At 45.8% G+C, this 20,120-nt stretch carries 20 protein-coding genes and 1 other RNA gene; 13 read left to right on the forward strand and 8 right to left on the reverse strand.

The features are described 5' to 3' along the window. Nucleotide 1 precedes the first annotated feature (1 nt). Both AOC28_RS00980 and AOC28_RS00985 read right to left on the reverse strand, forming a co-directional pair. Complete coding sequence (locus AOC28_RS00980; protein ID WP_072582144.1) at nucleotides 2–349, reverse strand: BrnA antitoxin family protein; 348 nt, start codon at nucleotides 347–349, stop codon at nucleotides 2–4. Next, nucleotides 330–602, reverse strand: coding sequence for a BrnT family toxin (locus tag AOC28_RS00985; protein ID WP_072582145.1), 273 nt, complete (start codon nucleotides 600–602; stop codon nucleotides 330–332). The genes AOC28_RS00980 and AOC28_RS00985 overlap by 20 nt, the downstream gene beginning before the upstream one ends. Nucleotides 603–827: 225 nt before the next feature. Here AOC28_RS00985 and AOC28_RS00990 point away from each other — a divergent pair, with 225 nt between their 5' ends. After that, the gene (locus AOC28_RS00990; RefSeq protein WP_237767705.1) at nucleotides 828–1,640 is read left to right on the forward strand and encodes a tetratricopeptide repeat protein; all 813 of its coding nucleotides are present in this window, start codon (nucleotides 828–830) and stop codon (nucleotides 1,638–1,640) included. A gap of 28 nt (nucleotides 1,641–1,668) precedes the next feature. Further along, complete coding sequence (locus AOC28_RS00995) at nucleotides 1,669–2,172, forward strand: DUF1993 domain-containing protein (RefSeq protein WP_072582147.1); 504 nt, start codon at nucleotides 1,669–1,671, stop codon at nucleotides 2,170–2,172. A gap of 207 nt (nucleotides 2,173–2,379) precedes the next feature. Here the strand turns inward: AOC28_RS00995 and AOC28_RS01000 are convergent, their stop codons facing one another. Next, on the reverse strand, nucleotides 2,380–3,342 hold the full coding sequence (locus AOC28_RS01000; RefSeq protein ID WP_072582148.1) for a tripartite tricarboxylate transporter substrate binding protein: 963 nt from the start codon (nucleotides 3,340–3,342) through the stop codon (nucleotides 2,380–2,382). Then, nucleotides 3,339–4,406, reverse strand: a complete 1,068-nt coding sequence (locus tag AOC28_RS01005) for a tartrate dehydrogenase (protein ID WP_072582149.1) — start codon at nucleotides 4,404–4,406, stop codon at nucleotides 3,339–3,341. The genes AOC28_RS01000 and AOC28_RS01005 overlap by 4 nt, the downstream gene beginning before the upstream one ends. A gap of 227 nt (nucleotides 4,407–4,633) precedes the next feature. On the opposite strand from AOC28_RS01005, the gene umuD reads away from it, so the two are divergent. The 3 genes from umuD (at nucleotide 4,634) to AOC28_RS11570 (ending at nucleotide 6,642) form a co-directional block, all read left to right on the forward strand. Beyond that, on the forward strand, nucleotides 4,634–5,134 hold the full coding sequence (gene umuD, locus AOC28_RS01010) for a translesion error-prone DNA polymerase V autoproteolytic subunit (RefSeq protein ID WP_072582150.1): 501 nt from the start codon (nucleotides 4,634–4,636) through the stop codon (nucleotides 5,132–5,134). A 1-nt stretch (nucleotide 5,135) separates the two neighbouring features. After that, nucleotides 5,136–6,446, forward strand: a complete 1,311-nt coding sequence (locus AOC28_RS01015; protein WP_072582151.1) for a Y-family DNA polymerase — start codon at nucleotides 5,136–5,138, stop codon at nucleotides 6,444–6,446. A gap of 64 nt (nucleotides 6,447–6,510) precedes the next feature. Next, nucleotides 6,511–6,642 (forward strand): hypothetical protein, encoded by a 132-nt coding sequence (locus AOC28_RS11570; RefSeq protein WP_255407106.1) that lies wholly within the window; start codon nucleotides 6,511–6,513, stop codon nucleotides 6,640–6,642. A 64-nt stretch (nucleotides 6,643–6,706) separates the two neighbouring features. Here the strand turns inward: AOC28_RS11570 and AOC28_RS01020 are convergent, their stop codons facing one another. The 3 genes from AOC28_RS01020 to AOC28_RS01030 form a co-directional block, all read right to left on the reverse strand. Beyond that, nucleotides 6,707–6,994, reverse strand: coding sequence for an XRE family transcriptional regulator (locus AOC28_RS01020; RefSeq protein ID WP_072582152.1), 288 nt, complete (start codon nucleotides 6,992–6,994; stop codon nucleotides 6,707–6,709). Then, on the reverse strand, nucleotides 6,991–7,170 hold the full coding sequence (locus AOC28_RS11635) for a type II toxin-antitoxin system RelE/ParE family toxin (RefSeq protein ID WP_348534713.1): 180 nt from the start codon (nucleotides 7,168–7,170) through the stop codon (nucleotides 6,991–6,993). Before AOC28_RS11635 ends, AOC28_RS01020 begins: the two co-directional genes overlap by 4 nt. A gap of 291 nt (nucleotides 7,171–7,461) precedes the next feature. Then, complete coding sequence (locus AOC28_RS01030; protein ID WP_072582153.1) at nucleotides 7,462–8,121, reverse strand: 3'-5' exonuclease; 660 nt, start codon at nucleotides 8,119–8,121, stop codon at nucleotides 7,462–7,464. 185 nt (nucleotides 8,122–8,306) lie between these two features. Here AOC28_RS01030 and AOC28_RS01035 point away from each other — a divergent pair, with 185 nt between their 5' ends. Further along, nucleotides 8,307–9,296 (forward strand): sulfurtransferase, encoded by a 990-nt coding sequence (locus AOC28_RS01035; RefSeq protein WP_143143852.1) that lies wholly within the window; start codon nucleotides 8,307–8,309, stop codon nucleotides 9,294–9,296. 287 nt (nucleotides 9,297–9,583) lie between these two features. On the opposite strand, the gene ffs is transcribed toward AOC28_RS01035, so the two are convergent. After that, nucleotides 9,584–9,682: signal recognition particle sRNA small type (gene ffs, locus AOC28_RS01040), an RNA gene on the reverse strand. Between the two features lie 32 nt (nucleotides 9,683–9,714). Between ffs and dnaX the strand changes: the two genes are divergently transcribed. From dnaX to AOC28_RS01075, 7 genes are all read left to right on the forward strand, one after another. Further along, nucleotides 9,715–11,385 carry a DNA polymerase III subunit gamma/tau gene (gene dnaX / locus AOC28_RS01045; protein WP_072582155.1) on the forward strand — a complete coding sequence of 557 codons (1,671 nt, stop codon included), beginning with the start codon at nucleotides 9,715–9,717 and terminating at the stop codon, nucleotides 11,383–11,385. A 52-nt stretch (nucleotides 11,386–11,437) separates the two neighbouring features. Next, nucleotides 11,438–11,761 (forward strand): YbaB/EbfC family nucleoid-associated protein, encoded by a 324-nt coding sequence (locus AOC28_RS01050; RefSeq protein ID WP_072582156.1) that lies wholly within the window; start codon nucleotides 11,438–11,440, stop codon nucleotides 11,759–11,761. Between the two features lie 33 nt (nucleotides 11,762–11,794). Continuing rightward, on the forward strand, nucleotides 11,795–12,409 hold the full coding sequence (recR, locus tag AOC28_RS01055) for a recombination mediator RecR (RefSeq protein ID WP_072582157.1): 615 nt from the start codon (nucleotides 11,795–11,797) through the stop codon (nucleotides 12,407–12,409). A gap of 243 nt (nucleotides 12,410–12,652) precedes the next feature. Next, nucleotides 12,653–14,068 carry a carbohydrate porin gene (locus tag AOC28_RS01060; protein ID WP_072582158.1) on the forward strand — a complete coding sequence of 472 codons (1,416 nt, stop codon included), beginning with the start codon at nucleotides 12,653–12,655 and terminating at the stop codon, nucleotides 14,066–14,068. A gap of 185 nt (nucleotides 14,069–14,253) precedes the next feature. Continuing rightward, complete coding sequence (locus AOC28_RS01065) at nucleotides 14,254–15,771, forward strand: TolC family protein (RefSeq protein ID WP_072582159.1); 1,518 nt, start codon at nucleotides 14,254–14,256, stop codon at nucleotides 15,769–15,771. A 9-nt stretch (nucleotides 15,772–15,780) separates the two neighbouring features. Continuing rightward, nucleotides 15,781–17,040, forward strand: a complete 1,260-nt coding sequence (locus AOC28_RS01070; protein WP_083564197.1) for an efflux RND transporter periplasmic adaptor subunit — start codon at nucleotides 15,781–15,783, stop codon at nucleotides 17,038–17,040. Beyond that, nucleotides 17,041–20,118 carry a CusA/CzcA family heavy metal efflux RND transporter gene (locus AOC28_RS01075; protein ID WP_072582160.1) on the forward strand — a complete coding sequence of 1,026 codons (3,078 nt, stop codon included), beginning with the start codon at nucleotides 17,041–17,043 and terminating at the stop codon, nucleotides 20,116–20,118. Nucleotides 20,119–20,120: the final 2 nt, after the last annotated feature.

Below are 20,120 nucleotides of genomic sequence, written 5' to 3' on the forward strand. Positions count from 1 at the left end.
GTTAAGCAGCTACCTTGAATTTATTGGCGATCAAGGTCCCCTTGTTTAACTTCTTTTCAACCATCAAGATGGATTTAGATTCTCTTTTTACTTCGCCAAGCACTTGGTTGATAAATGTTTGCCAACCTTCACCTTTGGATTTATAAAAATCTAAAACATCCTTATCAATCCTTAGGGTAACTTGTTCTTTAATCCCGCTACCCACAGGTCTTCCCCTGCCGCGAACGACTCTGTGTTTAATCGCATACCACTCTTCTTCCGTGATAGACGGGTTATCGGGGTCAGATAAGGCGGCCTTAGTAATTGCGGCATCCTCTTCGGCACTCAGTCTAATTAGCTTCTTCTTCATAGATTTTCATCTCACGGTTATTTGCTTTTCTTAAACTAATAATTCTCATCGCTATTTTTGACTCTACATAAATCACGCAATACAGGCGTTCATTCATTAACACCAAAGCAATCCGTCTTTCTTCACCGCAATTCTTTCTTTCATCGATCCAGCTAAAGGCTGTATCCCAATCAAGTATCTTTGCATCTGAGAGCGGAAGGCCATGTTTTACAAGGTTTGAGTCATTTTTTACCGAATCATAGGTGAATTTCATCGGAAATATTGTAGTTACGTTAAATCATAACATCAATGAATTAATATAACTACAAAAATTATGGGAATTTCAATCTAAAGAAGAGGGTAGCAAGGGGTGTGAAGGGGGTGGTCATGCCCTTGAATTTCCCGTAAAAGCCCCCATATAGATCATGAATAGCAAAAATGTCTAAACTGGCGATAATGAAATTCCCAGCAAAACATTTCACGAGGAGTCATGATGAAAATGGGTAATTTACTCAAGTTGTTTGTTGGTCTATTCGCAAGCGCGCTATTACTAACGAGTCATCTTGCTTTTGCAGAAGCTACTTTGCCCGAGGTCTATCAAGCAATTGAATCTGGGCAATTGGCAAAAGCGGATGCCATGATGCAAGAGGTCTTGAAAAATCATCCTAATAGCGGCAAGGCACATTACATGGCTTCTGAGCTTTACCTCAAAGAAGGTAAGTTAGATGCTGCAAGAAGCGCTTTTGTACAAGCAGAAAATCTGGCACCAGGTTTACCATTTGCTCAACCTGATTCTGTACAAAGGCTCCAAGCGCAATTACGTGCAGGTACAGCACCAGGCAACGTTAATACTAATGCGGGTGCAAGCTCCATCTTTACTAGCCCAGTTTTTTGGATCTTGATTGCCATCTTGGTTGCGGGCGTAATCTTCTTTATGAGGAAGCGCCAGCAGCCAGTGGAGGTTTATAACGCGCCGACTGCAAATGGACCATATCCAGGGGTACCAGGAGCGCCTGGCACCTATCCGCCTAGTTACCCAGGCGCACCAGCATCTGGCATGGGCGGTGGTTTAATGGGCAGCTTAGCGACTGGTGCAGCACTCGGTGCTGGTATGGTTGCTGGTGAAGCTTTGGCAAGTCATTTAATGGGCGGTAATCAACGCCCAAATCCAAACCTCAATAACGACTTTAACCAAGTAGGCGGTCAAGCACCAGATGCTGCCAACTTTGGCGTCAATGATGCAAGCTCTTGGGATGATGGTGGTTCGAGCTCTTGGGATGATGGCGGTGGTGATTTTATGAGCGACGTGTAAGAATAACTAAGAAGGTGGAGAGAGCACTATGGCAATTTCAATGTATCAAGCATCAATTCCGCAACTCACAAAGATGCTCACCAATCTTTCGAATATCCTCAAAAAGGGTGAAGCATTTGCGAGTGCTAAGGGTCTCGATAGCAAAGCATTGGTGGAAGGCCGTCTTGCCCCAGATATGTTTCCACTATCCAAGCAAGTTCAAATTGCTTGTGATCAAGTGAAAAATGGCATGGCGCGTCTGGCCGGTGTTGAGCCACTGAAATTTGAAGATAACGAAACTACTTTTGACCAGCTACAAGACCGTATCGCTAAAACCATTGCTTTTGCCAATAGTCTCAAGCCAGAGCAGGTTGATGGCACTGAAGCAAAAGAAATTAAGTTCTCAATTAAAGAGTGGAACTTTGAGTTTGTTGGCGAGCAATATCTGCTGACCTGGATCATCCCTAATTTTTATTTCCATATCACTACGGCTTATGACATCCTGCGCCATAACGGGGTAGAGGTTGGTAAGTCCGATTACCTAGGTGGCTAAATAGTCCTTACAATATAGTCATGGAATATTTTTCACAAATCGTTGAGACAGTAAACCCTTGGCTCTTCCGAGCCAGTGTTTACCTATCCAATGCTTTTCTAGACGATCCGGCAATTCTCGCTTTTGCTTTTTGCTAGAGCGGAAAGCAAGCATCCAATAAAAAACCACCGAACATGCGGTGGTTTTTTATTTAAGAAAGTTAAAGCCTTACTTAATCATCCCTGCATTCTTGGCATCATCCATGGCTTGAGCCGTTTTCTCTTTCATGAATGCCGGCATCTTTGCCAATGGAATATCCACAATCACAAAGCCAGCATCTTCCAATTTCTTTTTAGTCTCGGGATCGGCATTGAGCTGTGCGAAGTAGTCAGACATCTTTTGCTGCAATACCAGCGGGGTTGCTTTGGGCACGGCAACGCCACGATAGGCGCCGTCTACCCAGCTCAATCCCAGTTCTTTAAAGGTTGGCACGTCTGGTAGAGTGGGATTACGTTTCTCGGTAGCGATTGCCAGTGTGCGCACCTTACCTTTTTGCTGAATAGCCAAAGGTAGATAACCCATCGCGCCATCAACGTGCATCCCAATCAAGGCGGTAATCAAATCACCCGTACCTTTAAAGGGAACGTAAGTAATTTTGACGCCAGCCAGTTTATTGAGGCGCTCGACTGCCATGTGGTTGGCTGAGAACTGTGCAGATCCAGCAAGCGTCATCTTGCCAGGATCTTTTTTGGCGGCCGCAATAAATTCTTGATAGGTCTTGTAGGGACTATCTGCAGACACCATCAAAGCATCAGGGGTGAAGTGGTAGTAGTAGATCGCATTAATATCTTCGGTCTTGTACTGAATCCCCTCCTGTAGCGGCTGCAAGATAGTGTGGGGGATATTCACGCCCACTACCGTTGTACCGTCAGCGGGATAGGTATTCATAGTGCTCCATACCAATGCGCCACCAGCACCAGCGCGGTTCATAACCACCATCGGCTGCTTGAATTTCTTAGCTGAGATGTCGGCTTGATAGCGCGCTACTAAATCAGACTCGCCAGCAGCAGGGAAGGGGATGATGTACTGAATGGTTCTATCGGGGAAAGGTTGAGCATGCGCGCCAGATAGCAAGCCAAGTGAGACTAGGCCAATACTCAGCAATCTACTTAGTAATTTAAATAGCTTCATTTAGAAATCTCCTCAATGACTGCATTAGTAACATCACTCATCATGGCCGTGCCGCCTAAATCACGAGTATGTAACTTTGGATTGGCTGTCACTTTTTCAATGGCTGCCATTAACTTTGCACCGAGCGCTTTTTCACCCAGGAAGTCGAGCATCATCACTGCTGACCAGAAGGTGCCAATTGGATTGGCAAGACCTTTGCCCATAATGTCAAAAGCAGAACCATGAATCGGCTCAAACATGGATGGATAGCGACGCTCTGGATCCAGATTGGCAGTTGGTGCAATACCTAGGCTACCGGCTAATGCAGCTGCCAAATCACTGAGTACGTCTGCATGTAAGTTAGTAGCAACGATGGTGTCTAAAGATTCGGGGCGATTGACCATGCGCGCAGTAGCGGCATCAACCAACTCTTTGTCCCAAGTGACATCCGGAAAATCTTTAGCAACGATGGTGGCGATCTCGTCCCACATCACCATGCCATGGCGCTGCGCATTAGATTTAGTGATGACGGTGAGGTGTTTGCGAGGGCGTGACTGCGCTAACTTAAAGGCGAAGCGCTGTACGCGTTCTACTCCAACGCGAGTCATGATGCTCATATCTGAAGCTACTTCGATGGGGTGACCCTGGTGTGCTCGGCCACCTACACCAGAGTATTCGCCTTCAGAGTTCTCGCGCACGATCACCCAATCCAGCTGATCTGGTTTGCAATTACGTAGTGGCGTTTCAATGCCAGGAAGAATGCGCGTAGGGCGTACGTTTGCGTATTGATCAAAGCCCTGACAAATTTTGAGACGCAAGCCCCACAAAGTAATGTGATCTGGAATCTTAGGGTCGCCAGCTGAGCCGAACAAAATCGCATCTTTAGAGCGCAAAGGTTCGAGACCGTCCTCGGGCATCATGATGCCGTGCTTGCGGTAGTAATCGCCACCCCAATCAAAGTGCTCGAATTGGAAAGCGACTTCAGGATGTTTTTTGCTTAAGGCATTCAATACCTTCTCGCATTCTGGGATGACTTCTTTGCCAATGCCGTCGCCTGGGACGGACGCAATCTGATACGTCTTCATATGTCTCCTACTGTTCTTTTTATATGAGCCACTGGATTACTTGCACAGTAACTTCTAGGATCATTATGCAATTCCTTGGCCCCAATACAACCATGAGACACTCGGGGTTTATGGCTAGAGAAAGAGGGGGAAAAGAGGGGGCGGGAGTGAGTCCATAGCCCCAAAACAACAAAAATAGCCTTATTTTTGCGGTTTTTACATATACTGTATAAACATACAGTATATTAATGACTATGACGCAAGTAATGAACCCCGCAAAAGTAACCCTTAGCCAGGTACCACAAGCCTTAGCAGGCCATTTTGCCACCTATGAGCTCAAGCTCCTAAGCCATCGGATTTCAGCTGGGTTCCCTAGTCCAGCGGCAGATTACGCTGAAGACGGCCTCGATCTGAACCACTACCTCGTCCAAAACAAGCCAGCCACCTTCATGTTCACCGTGAAGGGAGACTCCATGTTGGGCGCGGGGATTTGCGATGGCGACAAGGTCGTTGTTGATAAAGCCCTTAAGCCAAAACATAAAGACATCGTAGTCGCGGTGGTTGATAGCGAGTACACCATCAAGCGCCTTTATCAGTTGCGTGGTCGTATTGAGCTCCAACCAGAGAATCCAAACTATCAAGCCATCACCTTTAATGAAGGCAGTGAGCTACAAATCTGGGGTGTAGTGGTTGGGGTGGTACGTAAGTACAGCAATGCCAGCACCAGATACAACAAAGAGGGCAAGTGAGATGAATACACAAAACACTTCAAATCCACTCTTCGCACTCGTAGATGTAAATAATTTCTATGTTTCTTGCGAGCGCGTATTCCAGCCTAAGTTAGAAGAGGTGCCGATGGTCGTGCTATCCAATAATGATGGCTGCGCTGTAGCACGTAGTGCTGAAGTCAAAGCGCTTGGCGTCAAGATGGGAACACCCTGGTTTCAGATGAAGGACTTGGCCAAGCAGCATGGCGTTCAGGCTTACTCATCTAACTACACCTTGTATGGCGACATGAGTAGTCGTGTGGTGCAAGTGCTCAGAGCATTCACGCCAAACCTAGAGGTTTACAGCATTGACGAGAGCTTCTTGCAAATCGAGACCATCTTAAAACAGTATCAAGACACGATTGAATTAGGTCAAAAGATCAAACAGCAAGTTAAAGACACTACCGGCTTACCAGTCTGTGTAGGCATTGGCGCTAGTAAGACCTTGGCAAAGCTCGCCAATCATTTAGCTAAAAAACATAAGCAGTTTGTTGGTGTGTGCGATGTCAATGCGATGGTTAATGAAGAGCTCTACCAGTGGATGAGCGAGACCGAAGTAGGTGAGGTGTGGGGTGTAGGTAAACAAATCGCCAAGAAACTCAAAGCTCAAAACATTCAGAGTGTATTTGATCTTTTGCAAGCCTCACCACAAGCAATGCGTCAACAGTTTGGCGTAGTGATGGAGCGTCTCTGTTATGAGTTACGTGGTACATCCTGCCTGCAGTTAGAGGAAGTGGCGCCAGCCAAGCAACAAATCATTGCTTCACGCAGTTTTGGAAAGTTGGTTACTAGTCAGGTAGAGCTTGCGGAATCCGTTGCTACCCATGTAGCCCGAGCAGCTGAAAAGCTCAGAACTCAAAACAGTACTGCGGGCGCGCTCACCGTATTTATTCAGACCAATCCGTTTAAGCAAAACGAACCACAGCATCACCAGAGCGTCACTATTCCATTGGCAGACCCAACAGATAACACGCTGACATTAACCAATGCAGCCTTGGTAGGTCTTAAGCAAATCTATCAAGCGAACTTCCGCTACAAGAAGGCCGGGGTCATTCTGAATCTCATTAGTGATAAGCCAACAGCTCAGCAATCCTTGTTTGAGGATATCGAAACTAAAGGCAAATCAGCACACCTCATGAAAGCGGTGGATGAGATCAATACGCGCTTTGGCAATGCATTCATCAGATCTGCAGCCGCAGGAACCAACGGCACTAAAGAAGAGTGGCAGATGAGATCAAACAATCGGTCGCCGAACTATACGACTAAGTGGGATGAGTTACCGGTAGTTAGATAAAGAATTCAGCAACAAAAAAGCACTTAATCAATAACACGTAACAACGCATAAAGAGGAGAAGCAAATGGACTTACTAAACAACTTCAACGGAATTTCTCTCGTAGCCATCATGGTTTTGTCTTACTGCGCCGTATTGAAAAATACTAAGCGTCATGAAAGCGCAACAAAACAAGTCTTTAATCGTAAATATCAGTAAAGAACAAGCAGTAGGCCTGGAAGGGGAATAAGGAAATCACGGATTCCTTATTCCCTTATTCTTTTTAGGCAGCCTTTAGTTCAAGCTTAATTCTCTTTCCCAGGGCAGTCGCTGCACTGGCCAGTGTAATTAATGTGAGGCTGGTGTCGCTTTCATCAAGCAGGCGATTTAAAGCTGCGCGACTGGTATGCATTTTCTTAGCCATAGAGGTCTTGGTGATTTGTTGTTTCTCCATTTCACGCTCAATTTGCCAGGCTATGATACGTTTTACTGCTACGGCAGTTGAGTGTTCGAGCAGGGATTCTTCTTTTAAGAATTCATCAAAATTGCTGCCAATATGCTTTTTCTTCATACCGATCTCCTTAACTGCTTTACTCTAGTTTTTGCTAAATCTAAATCTTGCTTGGGTGTCTTTTGCTGTTTCTTGATAGATCCATGAATCAATATCATGATGTTGTTTTCTAGTACAAAAAGCACTCTCGCAAATACCACCACTAAGTCTGCACCGAATCTCCCAAATTTCGCCATCAATGTGTCTGACAAGAGGCACTCCAAGAGGCATTCCAAGAGGCCAGCCAAATTGAACTGTTTTAATATCTTCACCTATTCGCTTTTTATCCTTGACAGTCTGAAATTGAAGCCAATTTCTAACGGGCTCGTTATTTGTTTCTGTTTTAAAAAACGCACTTCTAGTATGGGGGTCTTCATCCATATAGCGTACCAATAATGATACACATATTACATCAGGAATTACTGAATTTGATGTAGGAAGATTTAGCCTGTCAAATGGGCGGGTAGATGGGGGGTTACTAGGCTTGATTAATTGGCTTCTAAAGCTTTGCGCAGGTAACCAGAAACATTGTCTTGGCCTAGTAACCATTGCTTGTAGTCAGATGGCACTTGGCTAATGAGCTCACCCTTATGTTTGCCATAAGGCATGGTCTTTGGAATTCTGGCTTTCTCAGACATCTCCCATAAAGCATCCAAAGAAACGGGGTGTAACTTATCGATAATCTGAGCAACAATTTTTGAGCAGATCCACACATCGGCTAAGGCGCTATGCGCATTGCGTAGTTGGTCTCTAGCAGTATGGCGTTCAAAGTAATAGAGTAGAGCGCTTTGCGTGTAACTATCTAAATCAGGCCACAGACTGCGTGCAAGTGCCAAAGTGCAAATGCGCTTGACCTCAGGGCTGCCAATCGCAACCCAATCAAAATCAATATTGTGGCCAATCAGATATTTAGTTCCAGCCGGCAATCGAAAGGAGCTGCTTGCGGGGCAATTGACCAATTCCTCATCCATAATGTGATGAGTGGCAAGTGCGCCTAGGCTGATAGGCTTGCCTGGGTTATAACGTTGCACCCAAGGATTACCCACTTCAAATGGATTGAGGGAGGTGACATCGAGTGAGGCCGCTTCAATAATCACTGCATCGTTTTTATCGGTCGCTTCTACATCAAAAATAATGGCTTGGGGCATAGGAGTCTATTGGGATTGAATCGTCCTATTGTGCCTCGAATTAAGTTGCTCAATTGATATTGAATAAAAGACACATACCCAAAACCATATCAATTGCTCGATTTCTATGGAGATCTCCTGTGGGTAGGTGTTGGTTTATCATCAATTTATCACTTATTCACTCATATTTAACCCAAGGAAGTATTGTGAAATCACTACTGGCAATCGTATTGACATCCATTTTTTCCATGGCATTTGCTCAGCAAAAAACAGCCATTATTCAAACAGATCAGATGCAGCAGGCAATTGCTCGCGGTGCGATTATTTGGGATGTACGCGATGAAAAAAGTTACTTAGATGGCCACATCCCAGGTGCAATCAATATTGGTGAGATCGGTAACGTATTGCGTGACCCAAATAAAGAAGACTACATCCCTACAGAACAAATTCAGAAGATTTTTAACGCTGCTGGTTTAGATGTGAATAAAGATGTTGTGGTTTATGGTGCACGCGGCAATCCATATACTTATTTTGGTCTGTACACCATTAATTATTTTGGTGGAAAAGATGCGCAGATTTACCATGATGGTATTGATGGCTGGAAACAAGCTGGTCTGCCAATTCAAAAAGAGCGCCAAACCTTGCCACCAGTATCGGTAGTGCTAGTACCGCAGCCTCAATTGGTTGTTAGTAATGAGGAGATGCTCAAGCTCGCCCAGTCGAAATCCGTGCAACTCATCGATGCCAGAACGCCCGATGAGTTCTCAGGTAAGGATGTGCGTACGATTCGGGGTGGCCACATTCCCAATGCTACCAATATCCCGTTCGAGGACAATTGGCAGGACCCAGCAACTGCGATCAAGCTAGGCAAGAAACAAGTTACTGATAACTCTGGCATGGCGCTAAAAAATCAAACAGATTTAAAAAAACTGTATGCCAATCTCGATCCTGATAAAGAAACCGTGGTCTATTGCCAAAGTGGTGTGCGGGCCTCTGAGACTGCCACAGTGCTTAAGTCTTTGGGCTTTAAGAAGGTCAAAGTGTATGACTCCTCATGGTTGGGTTGGGGCAATAACCTCAAGGCGCCAGTTGCTGATGAGACTTTCCTAAACGTTGGTGCGCTTAATGCAAAGATGACCGCAATGCAAAACAAAATCAATCAGCTAGAAGAGGCTTTAAAAAATAAAAATAACTGATGCAATGTAAATAGAGGCCCAATTCTTGGTGAAGGCAATGCTGCGCCAAGATTGCTCTCTTCTGACGCTTAAATCATCCGCACTCCCTATTCATCTTCATCCAAAACCTCTACGCTGAATCTTTCTACATGGAGGGGATCAGCTTTGCGCGTATCTATTGAGTGCTCCCATAAACAGCTGCAGTTATTCAGAATCTCTCTGGATGCGCGAACTGTTCTGGTTTTGCTGATTATTTGGATAATTTGGGGACTTTTCAGGATTCTGAAGATCTTCTGAATTCCTGGGGGGTGGATGAGCCAAACCCCCGGCACTGGCAGAAATTGGGTTTGGCTGCTTCGTTCCCGACCTGACCAGGTTATCCAACCCACCATGCGGGGAGGCCCATCCAATTCCATTTTAGCTTGTTAGAATGTAAGACATGACAGCATTGGCATTAGCCCGTTCGTGGCGCCCCAAAACCTTCTCTGAATTAGTCGGCCAAGACCATGTGGTTAAGGCCTTAACCCATGCTTTGGATCAGGGTCGCCTGCACCACGCATGGCTCTTTACGGGTACCCGTGGAGTAGGTAAGACCACAATTGCCCGGATTATGGCTAAAGCCCTCAATTGCACGGGGTCTGATGGTTCCGGCAAGATGACTTCAGAGCCTTGCGGAAAATGCCCAGCTTGCATGGAAATCGATGCTGGTCGCTTTGTTGACTATATAGAGATGGATGCTGCAAGTAATCGTGGCGTTGACGATATTGCTGCCCTCCTAGAAAAGGCAGCTTACGCACCCAGCAATGCGCGCTACAAGGTCTACATGATTGACGAGGTGCATATGCTCACCAATCATGCCTTCAATGCCATGCTTAAAACCTTGGAAGAGCCGCCAGAGCACGTCAAATTTATTCTAGCTACTACCGATCCACAAAAGATCCCAGTTACCATTCTGTCTCGTTGCTTGCAGTTCAACCTCAAGCAAATGCCAGTACCGCTCATTGTTGAACATTTAGAAAAAGTGCTCGCTGCTGAGAAGGTGGAGTGCGAAGTCAATGCCTTACGTGTTCTCGCCAAGGCGGCTCAAGGTTCAATGCGTGATGCTTTGTCGCTAACCGATCAGGCCATTGCCTATGCGGCTGGCAGAGTTAGCGAAGAATCCGTACGCGGCATGCTTGGCACATTAGATGATGCTTATCTCATCCGTATTTTAGATTGCTTGATTGCTAAAGATGGTGCAAGCCTTCTTGCAGTCGCAAACGAAATGGGTGAGCGCAGCATGTCTTTCTCATTGGCGTTGCAAGATCTCTCTAGTCTGTTGCAAAAAATTGCAGCAGCCCAAGTCGTTCCAGAATCCGTTTTAGAAGATTGGCCAGAAGCAGGCGAGATTTGTCGCTTGGCAGGCCTGCTCACAAAAGAAGAAGCGCAACTCTTCTATCAAATTACGATTACTAGCCGTCCAGATTTATCGCTGGCACCGGATGAGCAAACTGGCTTTGCCATGACGCTGTTGCGTATGTTGGCGTTTCGTCCAGGCAGCGGTGGAGGAGGTAATTCTTCTCCAGCACCATCATCACCCTCGGCTCCACCAGTCAATACTGCTCGTCCTATAGCGGCCGCTCCTAAAGCGTCTGCACCAGCACCTGCTGCTAGATCATCTGCGCCTGCCACTCCAGCGTCAACACCGTCAGCTACAGCTGCACAAATTTCCCTGGCCAGTCCTGCCGAGCGTCCTGATTGGCATGCCTTGATGCGTCAGTTACCCGTTAAAGGGATGGTGCAGCAGTTAGCATTTCAGACAGAGTTGCAAGATTGGAATGATTCACCTGCTGGGGTGCGTGCAACTATCCTCACACCGATGCCGCAGCTCGCTTCTGACGCTTCTGTTGGTCGCTTGGCTGACGCGCTCACCGCTCACTTTGGCAAGCCCGTCAAGATCGTGATTGAAAAGGGTGAAGTGGAAGGTAAGACAGTAGCTAAGGTGGATGCCCAGATTCATCAAGAGAAAAGAATGAATGCGGAGCAAATGATTGCTGCCGATCCATTTATTCAGCAATTAGAAAAAGAGTTTGGTGCCAAGGTAGTTGGCGGTTCTGTGAAACCTCTTTAATTCAATATCAATATTCATAAATCATAAGTAATACCACTAAGGAAATAAAGCGATGATGAAAGGTGGACTTGCTGGCCTCATGAAACAGGCTCAGCAGATGCAAGAGAAGATGAAGACTGCGCAAGCCGAGTTGGCTGCGTTGGAAGTGACTGGTCAAGCTGCCGGTGGCTTGGTAAAAGTAACCATCTCTGGCAAATACGAACTCAAGCGTGTGCAGATTGATCCAGGCGCCATGGATGATCGTGAGATGTTGGAAGACCTCATCGTGACTGCTTACACAGAAGCATTCAAACAGGTGGAAGCGGCAAGTGCCCAGATGATGTCTGGCGCCACTGCTGGCATGCCAATGCCCCCTGGCTTTAAGTTACCGTTCTAATTCAATTTTGTTAAATACGAACCTGAATATTTAATGGCGCGCATAGAAGCACCTCAAGATGCACTCGGTCGATTGATCGAGGCATTACGCGTTCTGCCTGGGGTAGGCCCCAAGTCAGCGCAGCGCATGGCGTTCTATTTATTGCAGCATGACCGTAATGGTGCGGCAGTACTCGCTCAATCATTGGGTGAGGCAGTTGAAACAGTAGGGCACTGCGCGCGTTGTAATACTTTTTCAGAAACTCAGGTTTGCGGTACTTGTTCCGATGGTCGCCGTGATCCTTCTTTGCTTTGCATAGTAGAAACGCCTGCTGACCAAGTGATGGTGGAGCAGACGCTCAGTTTTAAAGGTAACTACTTTGTATTGATGGGTCGTCTCTCACCACTCGATGGCATGGGTCCAAATGAAATCGGCTTTGATCGATTACTCAATCGCATTGAGACCCCTGATACTGGTGTGTCGATTCGGGAAGTGGTGCTGGCTACGAATTTCACGAGTGAAGGTGAGGCTACTGCTCATTACATTGGCGAGGTACTTAAAGCTAAAGGCATCAAAGTTACGCGTATTGCACGAGGCATCCCAGTAGGAGGAGAGCTTGAGTATGTGGATGCTGGCACCTTAGCTCGCGCCTTAATGGATCGCCGTTAATTCTTCTGATTGCTCCTTGAGTTGTTTTCAGGGCACACCCAAGACTAATGCGAGCCCAATCTATCAGTGATTCTTCCCTGATCTGTCATCTCTAGGACATAAAGACTAGGTAAATTGCCTCTTTTTGGGGATAATTTGGGCTGCGCCGCCCTTGGGCTTCAATCCCAGGCCGTGAGTGCACTGATTTTTCCTTCAATCTGTTGCCATAACCACTAGGTTCAGCAACCTCATCAGAAATCGTGAATGACCCGCAAGCTTTTGCTCATTCTCTTGTTAAGTTTTGTCACTGCTTCTGTGTACGCACAGCGGGCAGGGTCAGGCGCCGACCAAATTGCGAGTTTTGCAGAAGCAATTCAGGGATTGCCAACAGAAGGTGAGATCCTAGGGTTGCCTGTAAACGTACACGGTCAAACTACCTATATTAATCAGCGCTACAACGCATTCAATTCCCCTTATCAGGGGCAAAACAGTTTGCTACCCGATAAGTCGATGAGTTATACCTGGTCGGGGACGCTATTTTTTGGTGCACGTGTCGCCTCTGATACTGATATTTATTTCAATCCTGAAGTAGTTTCTGGGGTGCCTTTTTCTGGATTGACAGGTTTAGGTGGTCCTACCAATGGCGAGGCAACTCGCGCACAAGGTGCACAAGCCCACTTTTATTCTGCTCGCGCATTCTTGCGTCAAACGATTAACCAAGAGGGCGGTAAGGTCGAGTTAGAAAATGATGCCAACCAGATTGGTCAAACAGTCAGCAGCAATCGATTTGTGATTACTGCAGGACAGTTTTCTACATTAGATATTTTTGATGACAGTAGGTACGCTAAAGATCCCCGCGTGCAATTTATGAACTGGGGCAATATGACTTACCTATCTTATGACTACGCAGCCGATGCGCGCGGCTATAGCTGGGGCTTGGCGGGCGAGTGGTATCGTGATAATTGGGTCTTTAGAGCCTCACGCATGCTAGCTCCAAAAGACCCAAACGGGCGCGATCTGAACTGGCAAATTTTTAATTCTTACGGTGATCAGATTGAGGTAGAGCGTCAGCATAGTATTGGCAGCTTACCGGGTAAGGTCAGTGTCCTAGGTTACCGTAATCGCATGGTTATGGCACGATTTACTGACGCTACTAATTATTTGTTGGTGAATAATGCTCAGGGCACTCAAGCTATTGTCAATGTTCGCAATAGCGCTCAAGTCAAAACCGGTATTGGTTTAAATGCTGAACAAGCCTTGACCAAGGACATGGGTATATACATGCGGGCATTCACATCCGATGGCCATACAGAAACTATGGCTTTTGCAGAGGCCGACAGCTCTTTATCTGTTGGTATGGGGATTAATGGTGAGCGCTGGGGTAGGGCCAAAGATACGATAGGCCTATCTGCGATGCTCAATGGCATTTCATCTAATCGAAGAGCCTATTTACAAGCAGGAGGAATTTCCAATTTCATTGGTGACACCCCTTATCCTTACGCAGGTCCAAGTCAGTCTATTAGTTATAAGCCTGAACAAATTAGTGAGGTGTACTACAACGCTTTGGTGATTCAAAATGTCCTCTTGGGTCTCAACTATCAGCACATCATGAACCCAGCCTACAATGCTGCTCGCGGTCCTGTAAATGTTGTGTCTTTTAGGATTCATGCCGAGTTCTAAGAATTTTTAGACTCGATCCATAATTATTATATTTAGAATCAATAACATAGAGAATTTTAATAATTCGACTTTTATCCTTTATCCCCTATAATCCTTAAAACCTCCAGAATCGCGTTTAAATTTGGTCGAAATCTGCATCTGGAGCTATAAAAACAGCATTTTTATTGATTTAGAGGCTGCCGCATTTGTTAATCCTTACACGCAAAATTAGCGCATTCAATGCTGCTCACTGCATCACTTCCTTGGTAGTTGCGACTTTTGCTTGCTCTGTGTTTGCGCAGTCCGCTACCAATGACATCACGCCGGCAAGTGTCAGCGTGCAAACAGGTGATACATCTTTAACTGCGCCTCCCTCAATTAGTGCTCAGCTGAGTGCTAAAGATAAGTCCTCAAAGGCTACGGAACTATTTGCACCAGTTACCAAACAAAATACCCCAAAGATTTATGTCAACAACGCATCAACTGGCTCATCAGAAATGGATTTACGCCAACTTTGGAGTGAGCTCAAACTCAATAATCCCCAGCTTGGCGCATTGCGTGAATCGTATTTATCGGCGAAAGCAACTGTGCCTCAAATTGCAGCACCAGCTAATCCACAGGTTGGTCTAGTGTGGTCCGGTATGCCGGCTAACTCCCCATTTGCATTAGGTGGTGCTAATGCACCATCTCAGCAATACCCCGGTGGAATTAGTAGTAATAACTCGATTTCGATTGCTCAGCCATTTCAGTTTCCAGGTAAAAAGAGTTTAGCTGCTGATATTGCCGATACCAATGCAGAGGCATTGCTGGCTCAATCTGAGGCAGCCTATTTGCAGTTAGGTGCACAGTTATCTACGCTGTATTACAGCGCGCTTGCTGCACAAAAGCAGTTGCAAGTGCTAAAAGAGTCGGTGATTCGTTTGGAGATGATTAAGAATGTTGCGAAGGCTCGCTATGCGAATAATGCTGCTGCTTATGTTGAGTATTTAAATGCTCAAGTTGCTCAAAGTTCTGCAGAAGCAGATCAATTTAATTTAGAGCGCCAGCTACAAGTAGCGTTAAACAACATTAATACTTTAGTGGGGCGCCACTCACGTGAAAAGCTTGTTCTCAAAGGCGATGTCCGCCGTTCGATGAATGCAATGCCAACCTTGATAGAGTTAGAGGATTACGCCGAATCTAGTCACCCAAGTCTAAAAGGATCTGCCCTCCAATTGGAGGCCGCTCGCAAAGGGGTGACCTTGGCGAAGAAGGCCTACTTGCCAGATTTCCAGGTGATTGGTTCTTCCTATACCCCACGCGGACCATTTTCAGCCAATAATGGTGCCTTGTTTTACCAGTTGGAGTTAGACCTCATTATTCCTTTGTACTTTTTTACCAAGGAGAAATACGGGGTGGAACAAGCGATCCGCAATCAAGCTTCTGCTGAGGCAAGCGATATTTCTAATCGTCAACAGATCGTGTTGGCTGTGAACTCAGCTTACGCTTCTTATGAGCAAGCCAGAACTGCGGCAAACTTTCTCAGGGATAGGCAAGTACCTCAGGCTGATGCCGCATACAAGGTCGGATTAACTCAGTATTCCAATAATGGCCAAGGGTTCAATGATTTGTTAACAGCACAAACGCAATTACGCGGCTTGGAAATTCAGCTGGCTCTTGCGGAGAGTAATTTATTGCAAGCGCAAGCTGTTTTATTGGCTACGGCCGGTAAAGAACCTTTTTAAGGAGTTGTTTTGAAGCATAAACTGATTGCCATTTACCAGCGAGCTCTTGCAGAAGCGCATAAGCTAAAAGATCAATTTGTAGCGCGCATTGATGCGAATACAAATAATATCCATCGCTCCTATTGGGCGCTACCACCGGAGACGCGCGCTCGACTGCGTTTAGTGATCATTTGTATTTCAATTTTGATGCTGGGCATTGTGATAGGGCTATTTGTTAATGTGAACCGTCCAGTCAAGCTTGAAAAAAATGATAAGTCATTAAAGGTAGAGTCGTCTGGTGCGATGGAGTTAAAGCTCCCAGGTCTCAATTTAAATCCAGATGTTTATGTATTTACCGAGGCCATTAAATCGGATGTTCCAGTTGAGTTAGCTATGCCTGGTCGTTTGACGTTTAATGCTGAAAAATCGAAAGTGCTCTCGGCTCGAGCTGCTGGACGGGTTGAGCGGATTGACGCCTTTGATGGTGCGCAAGTAAAAGTGGGCTCTCCTGTTTTGGAGATGTATAGCCCAGATTTCATTTCTGCTCAGCAAGAATATCTACTGTCCTCTAAGACTACGAAGATTCTAGAGGGTAATAAAGCGATGGGTGATTTATTGTCGGATTCTCGTATTACACAAGAGGCTGCTGCCAACCGCATTCGTAATTTAGGTGCCGGTGATGGCGACATTCATTTCCTAGAAAAGACTGGTAAAACGCAAACCAACTTAGTGGTGCGATCACCAATTGATGGCGTGGTAGTGAAGCGTGCAGTAGAGCCTGGTGCTTTTGCCAACATTGGCGATGTTTTGGCCACCTTGGCGGATCCGAAGGCCTTATGGTTCTTGGGTAATGTATACGAGCAAGATATTGCCAAGATTCAAAAAGGTCAAACCATTATTTTGCGTACTGAAGCCTATCCAGACAAAGTATTCACTGCTAAAACTAATTTTATTGCGCCCACTATTGATCCTGATACCAGGGCCTTAGTGATTCGTTGTGATGTTGATAATTCCGATGGTTTATTGCGTCCGGATATGTTTGCTTCAGGCAAGCTACAGGTTGGCTCATCGCAGGCTGTCGTTTTGCCACAGACTGCTATTGTGCGGGTTCGCGAGATGCGTTATGTCATTATCAGAACGGCCCCGGATACTTTTAGACGTTTTGTGGTGAAAGGTTTCGATCTTGATGGCAAACAATTTGCGGTGACCGAAGGTGTTGAGCCTGGTATGCAAGTATTAACGGATGGCGCGGTCTTGTTAAATGATCGTTTTGCGAAGCAGGAGGAGTAATTGAGTTTCGCAACGAACTTTCTAAGGAGCGTTTTAGATAAACGTGTTCTCATCCTCTTCGCTTCTTTTGTTTTATTGTGTATGGGCGGATATAGTCTCAAGCAATTGCCTATTCAGCCTTACCCTGGTGTAGCGCCGCTGACGATTCAGGCGATTTCCCAATGGCCAGGGAGAAGTACAACTGAGGTTGAGCAACAAGTCACTATTCCAGTTGAAAATGCCTTAGCTGGCATTCCGGGAGTCAAAGCGTTTCGCTCAGTTTCTCTATTTGGTTTGTCCGTTGTTACGCTCAAGTTTAATGACGATGCTGATCCTTTTAAGGTTCGGCAAATCTTCATTACCAATTTAGGTAATGTGACTTTCCCCCCGGGCGTAAGTTCAAGTGTGAGTCCTGATTCGGATGCTACTGGCGAGATCTTGCGTTACCAAGTTAAGTCTGACTATGCGTCTCCAACCCGACTAAAGACTTTGCAGAACTATGAAATCTATAAAGAGCTCAAACAAACACCGGGAATCGCAGACGTTTCTTCCTTTGGGGGGAAGGTACGGCAGTACAACGTGATTGTTCGCCCAGAGAGCCTGCAATCTAAAAATATTACTGTGGCGCAGCTAATTGATGCCTTAACAAAGGCTAATGACAATACTGGCGGCGGTGTTTTGCCAAGTGGTGAACAGCAGTTTGTTGTACGCGGTGTCGGCTTGCTAAAGAATTTAGATGATATTAGACGCGTGGTGATTGCTGTTAATAATGGCGTGCCCGTTCGTATTGGTGATGTAGCAACGGTAGAAATTGGCAATGCACCACGTTTGGGCTTATTCCAGTTTGACGAAAATCCTGACTCAGTAGAAGGAATCGTCTATTTGCGTCGCGGCGAGAATGCCTCCGAAGTCTTAGCGCGAGTGCGTGAAAAAATTACCACAATCAATGCCCATGTATTGCCTCCGGGCATTGAAGTCAAGCCATTCTATGATCGTCAGGTGCTTTTAGATATTACTGTCGGCACAGTAAAGCATACGATGTTCTTTGGCATCTCTATGGTCTTGATATTGCTGTATATCTTCTTAGGAAATTTTAGGGCCGCTGCAGTAGTTGCAGTTGTCATTCCGCTGGCACTGTGTTTCTCTTTCATCATGATGTACGTGTTTAACGTACCAGCTAATCTAATTTCTTTAGGGGCCATTGACTTTGGCGTGATTGTAGATGCCGCAGTGATCATCACTGAAAACGTTATGCGCCATCTAGAAGATGGCGGAAAACGCTTAAACCAAAGCATTATTTTGGCCACTGCCGAAGTACAAAGGGCCATGGTGTATTCCACCAGCATCATTATTGTTGCTTATTCCCCCTTATTTTTAATGGGTGGAGTTGAGGGAATTATTTTTAAGCCCATGGCCTTCACCATGGGCTTTGCGTTAATTGCCTCGATTATTTTGAGTCTGACATTCTTGCCGGCGGCGATTTCATATTCGTTTGGTGAAAACTTCCACCATGAGCCACCAAAATTTATCACTTGGATGCTCAGTCGCTATAAGCCATTGCTTAGACGTCTCATGGATCATCCTCGGCATGTAATTACAATATCTATTTTGGTGTTGGGGATTACTTTAATAAGCGCTACCCGTTTGGGTACGGCATTTTTGCCTACTCTTGAGGAAAACAATATTTGGTTGCGGGTTGTCTTGCCCAATACAGTAGATTTAGACTATTCCATTAGCATAGCCAATCAGCTGCGAGAAACCTTTACAAGGCAGCCTGAGATAGACCATGTTGCCGCCCAAATTGGGCGCCCTGATGATGGTACTGACTCTACCGGGGTATTTAATCAAGAGTATGGTTTGTATCTGAAATCCCCAGAAGCGATGCCTAAGGGCACCACAAAAGCCGACCTCTTGAAACGTTTACAGGGTGAGCTCAATCGTATTCCTGGAGTTTCCTTTAGCTTCTCTCAATATATTCAAGACAACGTGAATGAGGCTTTGTCGGGTGTCAAGGGTGAGAACTCGGTCAAGATTTTTGGTACTGATCTAAATATACTGAATACCAAAGCTCATGAAGTTATTGATCAGCTTAAAAAAGTACGCGGTATTGAGGACGAAAGTATTTTGAGGGAGCTTGGTCAGCCAACCTTGAATATTCAAATCGATCGTGAGCGAGCGGCGCGATATGGTGTAAATGTCGGAGATGTTCAGACTGTAGTCGCGAATGCCATTGGTGGGGCACCAGTTAGCAATTTCTTGGAGGATGAAAAAACCTTTGGTATTGCGGTGCGTTTAAATGAGTCAAGCCGAAACGATTTACCCGATATTGCTAATTTACTGATTGATACCCCTTCAGGTGCCAGGGTACCTTTGGGTATGGTCGCCAATGTTGAATTAACTGATGGCCCATTCTTTATTTACCGCGAAGCTGGGAAACGCTATATTGCTGTGATTTTTAGTGTGCGTGATCGTGATCTTGGGAGTGCCGTAGAGGATGCTAAATATTTAGTGGAGAAGAATGTGGCATTACCCGCCAATTACTCTATTGCATGGGATGGCCAATTCAATCAAATGAAGGCTGCGCAGCAAAAGCTGATGGTCATTATTCCATTGACGCTCGTTGCCATTTTCTTATTGCTTGTGACTGCTTTAGGTAATTTCCGGGATGCGGTGATTGTATTGATCAACGTTCCGTTCGCTGCGATTGGTGGCATCATTGCCTTGCATCTTGGTGGTGAGACCTTGAGCATTTCTGCCTTGTTTGGATTCTTATCGTTATTTGGTATTGCGATTCAGGATGGCGTGATTTTGATTTCTTATATCAATAAAACTGTTGCGCAAGAGCATGGCGCTATGAAAGATGCGATGGTTGATGGGGCTGCCTTGAGAGTGCGCCCTGTTCTGATGACCGCGATGCTAGCTGGCCTTGGTCTCTTGCCGGCAGCGCTGTCACATGCAATTGGTTCGGAAGCGCAGCGTCCATTGGCCCTTGTGATTGTAGGCGGAATGATCACCACAACTATTTTGACTTTACTAGTATTGCCAGTGATCTACGCAGCAATGAGAGCGCGTGGCAAACACAAACCAGGACTCGTTTAATC

The sequence above is a fragment of the Polynucleobacter sp. MWH-Adler-W8 genome (assembly GCF_001889925.1).
In the GTDB taxonomy this organism is placed as follows: Bacteria; Pseudomonadota; Gammaproteobacteria; order Burkholderiales; family Burkholderiaceae; genus Polynucleobacter.

Bases quoted from the DNA above. Each gene is read 5' to 3' on its own strand.
- AOC28_RS01050 (WP_072582156.1), top strand. From the start codon at position 11,438: ATGATGAAAGGTGGACTTGCTGGCCTCATGAAACAGGCTCAGCAGATG.
- AOC28_RS01020 (WP_072582152.1), bottom strand. From the start codon at position 6,994: ATGAAGAAAAAGCATATTGGCAGCAATTTTGATGAATTCTTAAAAGAA.
- AOC28_RS01030 (WP_072582153.1), bottom strand. From the start codon at position 8,121: ATGCCCCAAGCCATTATTTTTGATGTAGAAGCGACCGATAAAAACGAT.
- AOC28_RS00990 (WP_237767705.1), top strand. From the start codon at position 828: ATGGGTAATTTACTCAAGTTGTTTGTTGGTCTATTCGCAAGCGCGCTA.
- recR (WP_072582157.1), top strand. From the start codon at position 11,795: ATGGCGCGCATAGAAGCACCTCAAGATGCACTCGGTCGATTGATCGAG.
- dnaX (WP_072582155.1), top strand. From the start codon at position 9,715: ATGACAGCATTGGCATTAGCCCGTTCGTGGCGCCCCAAAACCTTCTCT.
- AOC28_RS01000 (WP_072582148.1), bottom strand. From the start codon at position 3,342: ATGAAGCTATTTAAATTACTAAGTAGATTGCTGAGTATTGGCCTAGTC.
- umuD (WP_072582150.1), top strand. From the start codon at position 4,634: ATGACTATGACGCAAGTAATGAACCCCGCAAAAGTAACCCTTAGCCAG.
- AOC28_RS11570 (WP_255407106.1), top strand. From the start codon at position 6,511: ATGGACTTACTAAACAACTTCAACGGAATTTCTCTCGTAGCCATCATG.
- AOC28_RS01015 (WP_072582151.1), top strand. From the start codon at position 5,136: ATGAATACACAAAACACTTCAAATCCACTCTTCGCACTCGTAGATGTA.
- AOC28_RS00980 (WP_072582144.1), bottom strand. From the start codon at position 349: ATGAAGAAGAAGCTAATTAGACTGAGTGCCGAAGAGGATGCCGCAATT.
- AOC28_RS01005 (WP_072582149.1), bottom strand. From the start codon at position 4,406: ATGAAGACGTATCAGATTGCGTCCGTCCCAGGCGACGGCATTGGCAAA.
- AOC28_RS11635 (WP_348534713.1), bottom strand. From the start codon at position 7,170: ATGGCGAAATTTGGGAGATTCGGTGCAGACTTAGTGGTGGTATTTGCG.
- AOC28_RS00995 (WP_072582147.1), top strand. From the start codon at position 1,669: ATGGCAATTTCAATGTATCAAGCATCAATTCCGCAACTCACAAAGATG.
- AOC28_RS01060 (WP_072582158.1), top strand. From the start codon at position 12,653: ATGACCCGCAAGCTTTTGCTCATTCTCTTGTTAAGTTTTGTCACTGCT.
- AOC28_RS00985 (WP_072582145.1), bottom strand. From the start codon at position 602: ATGAAATTCACCTATGATTCGGTAAAAAATGACTCAAACCTTGTAAAA.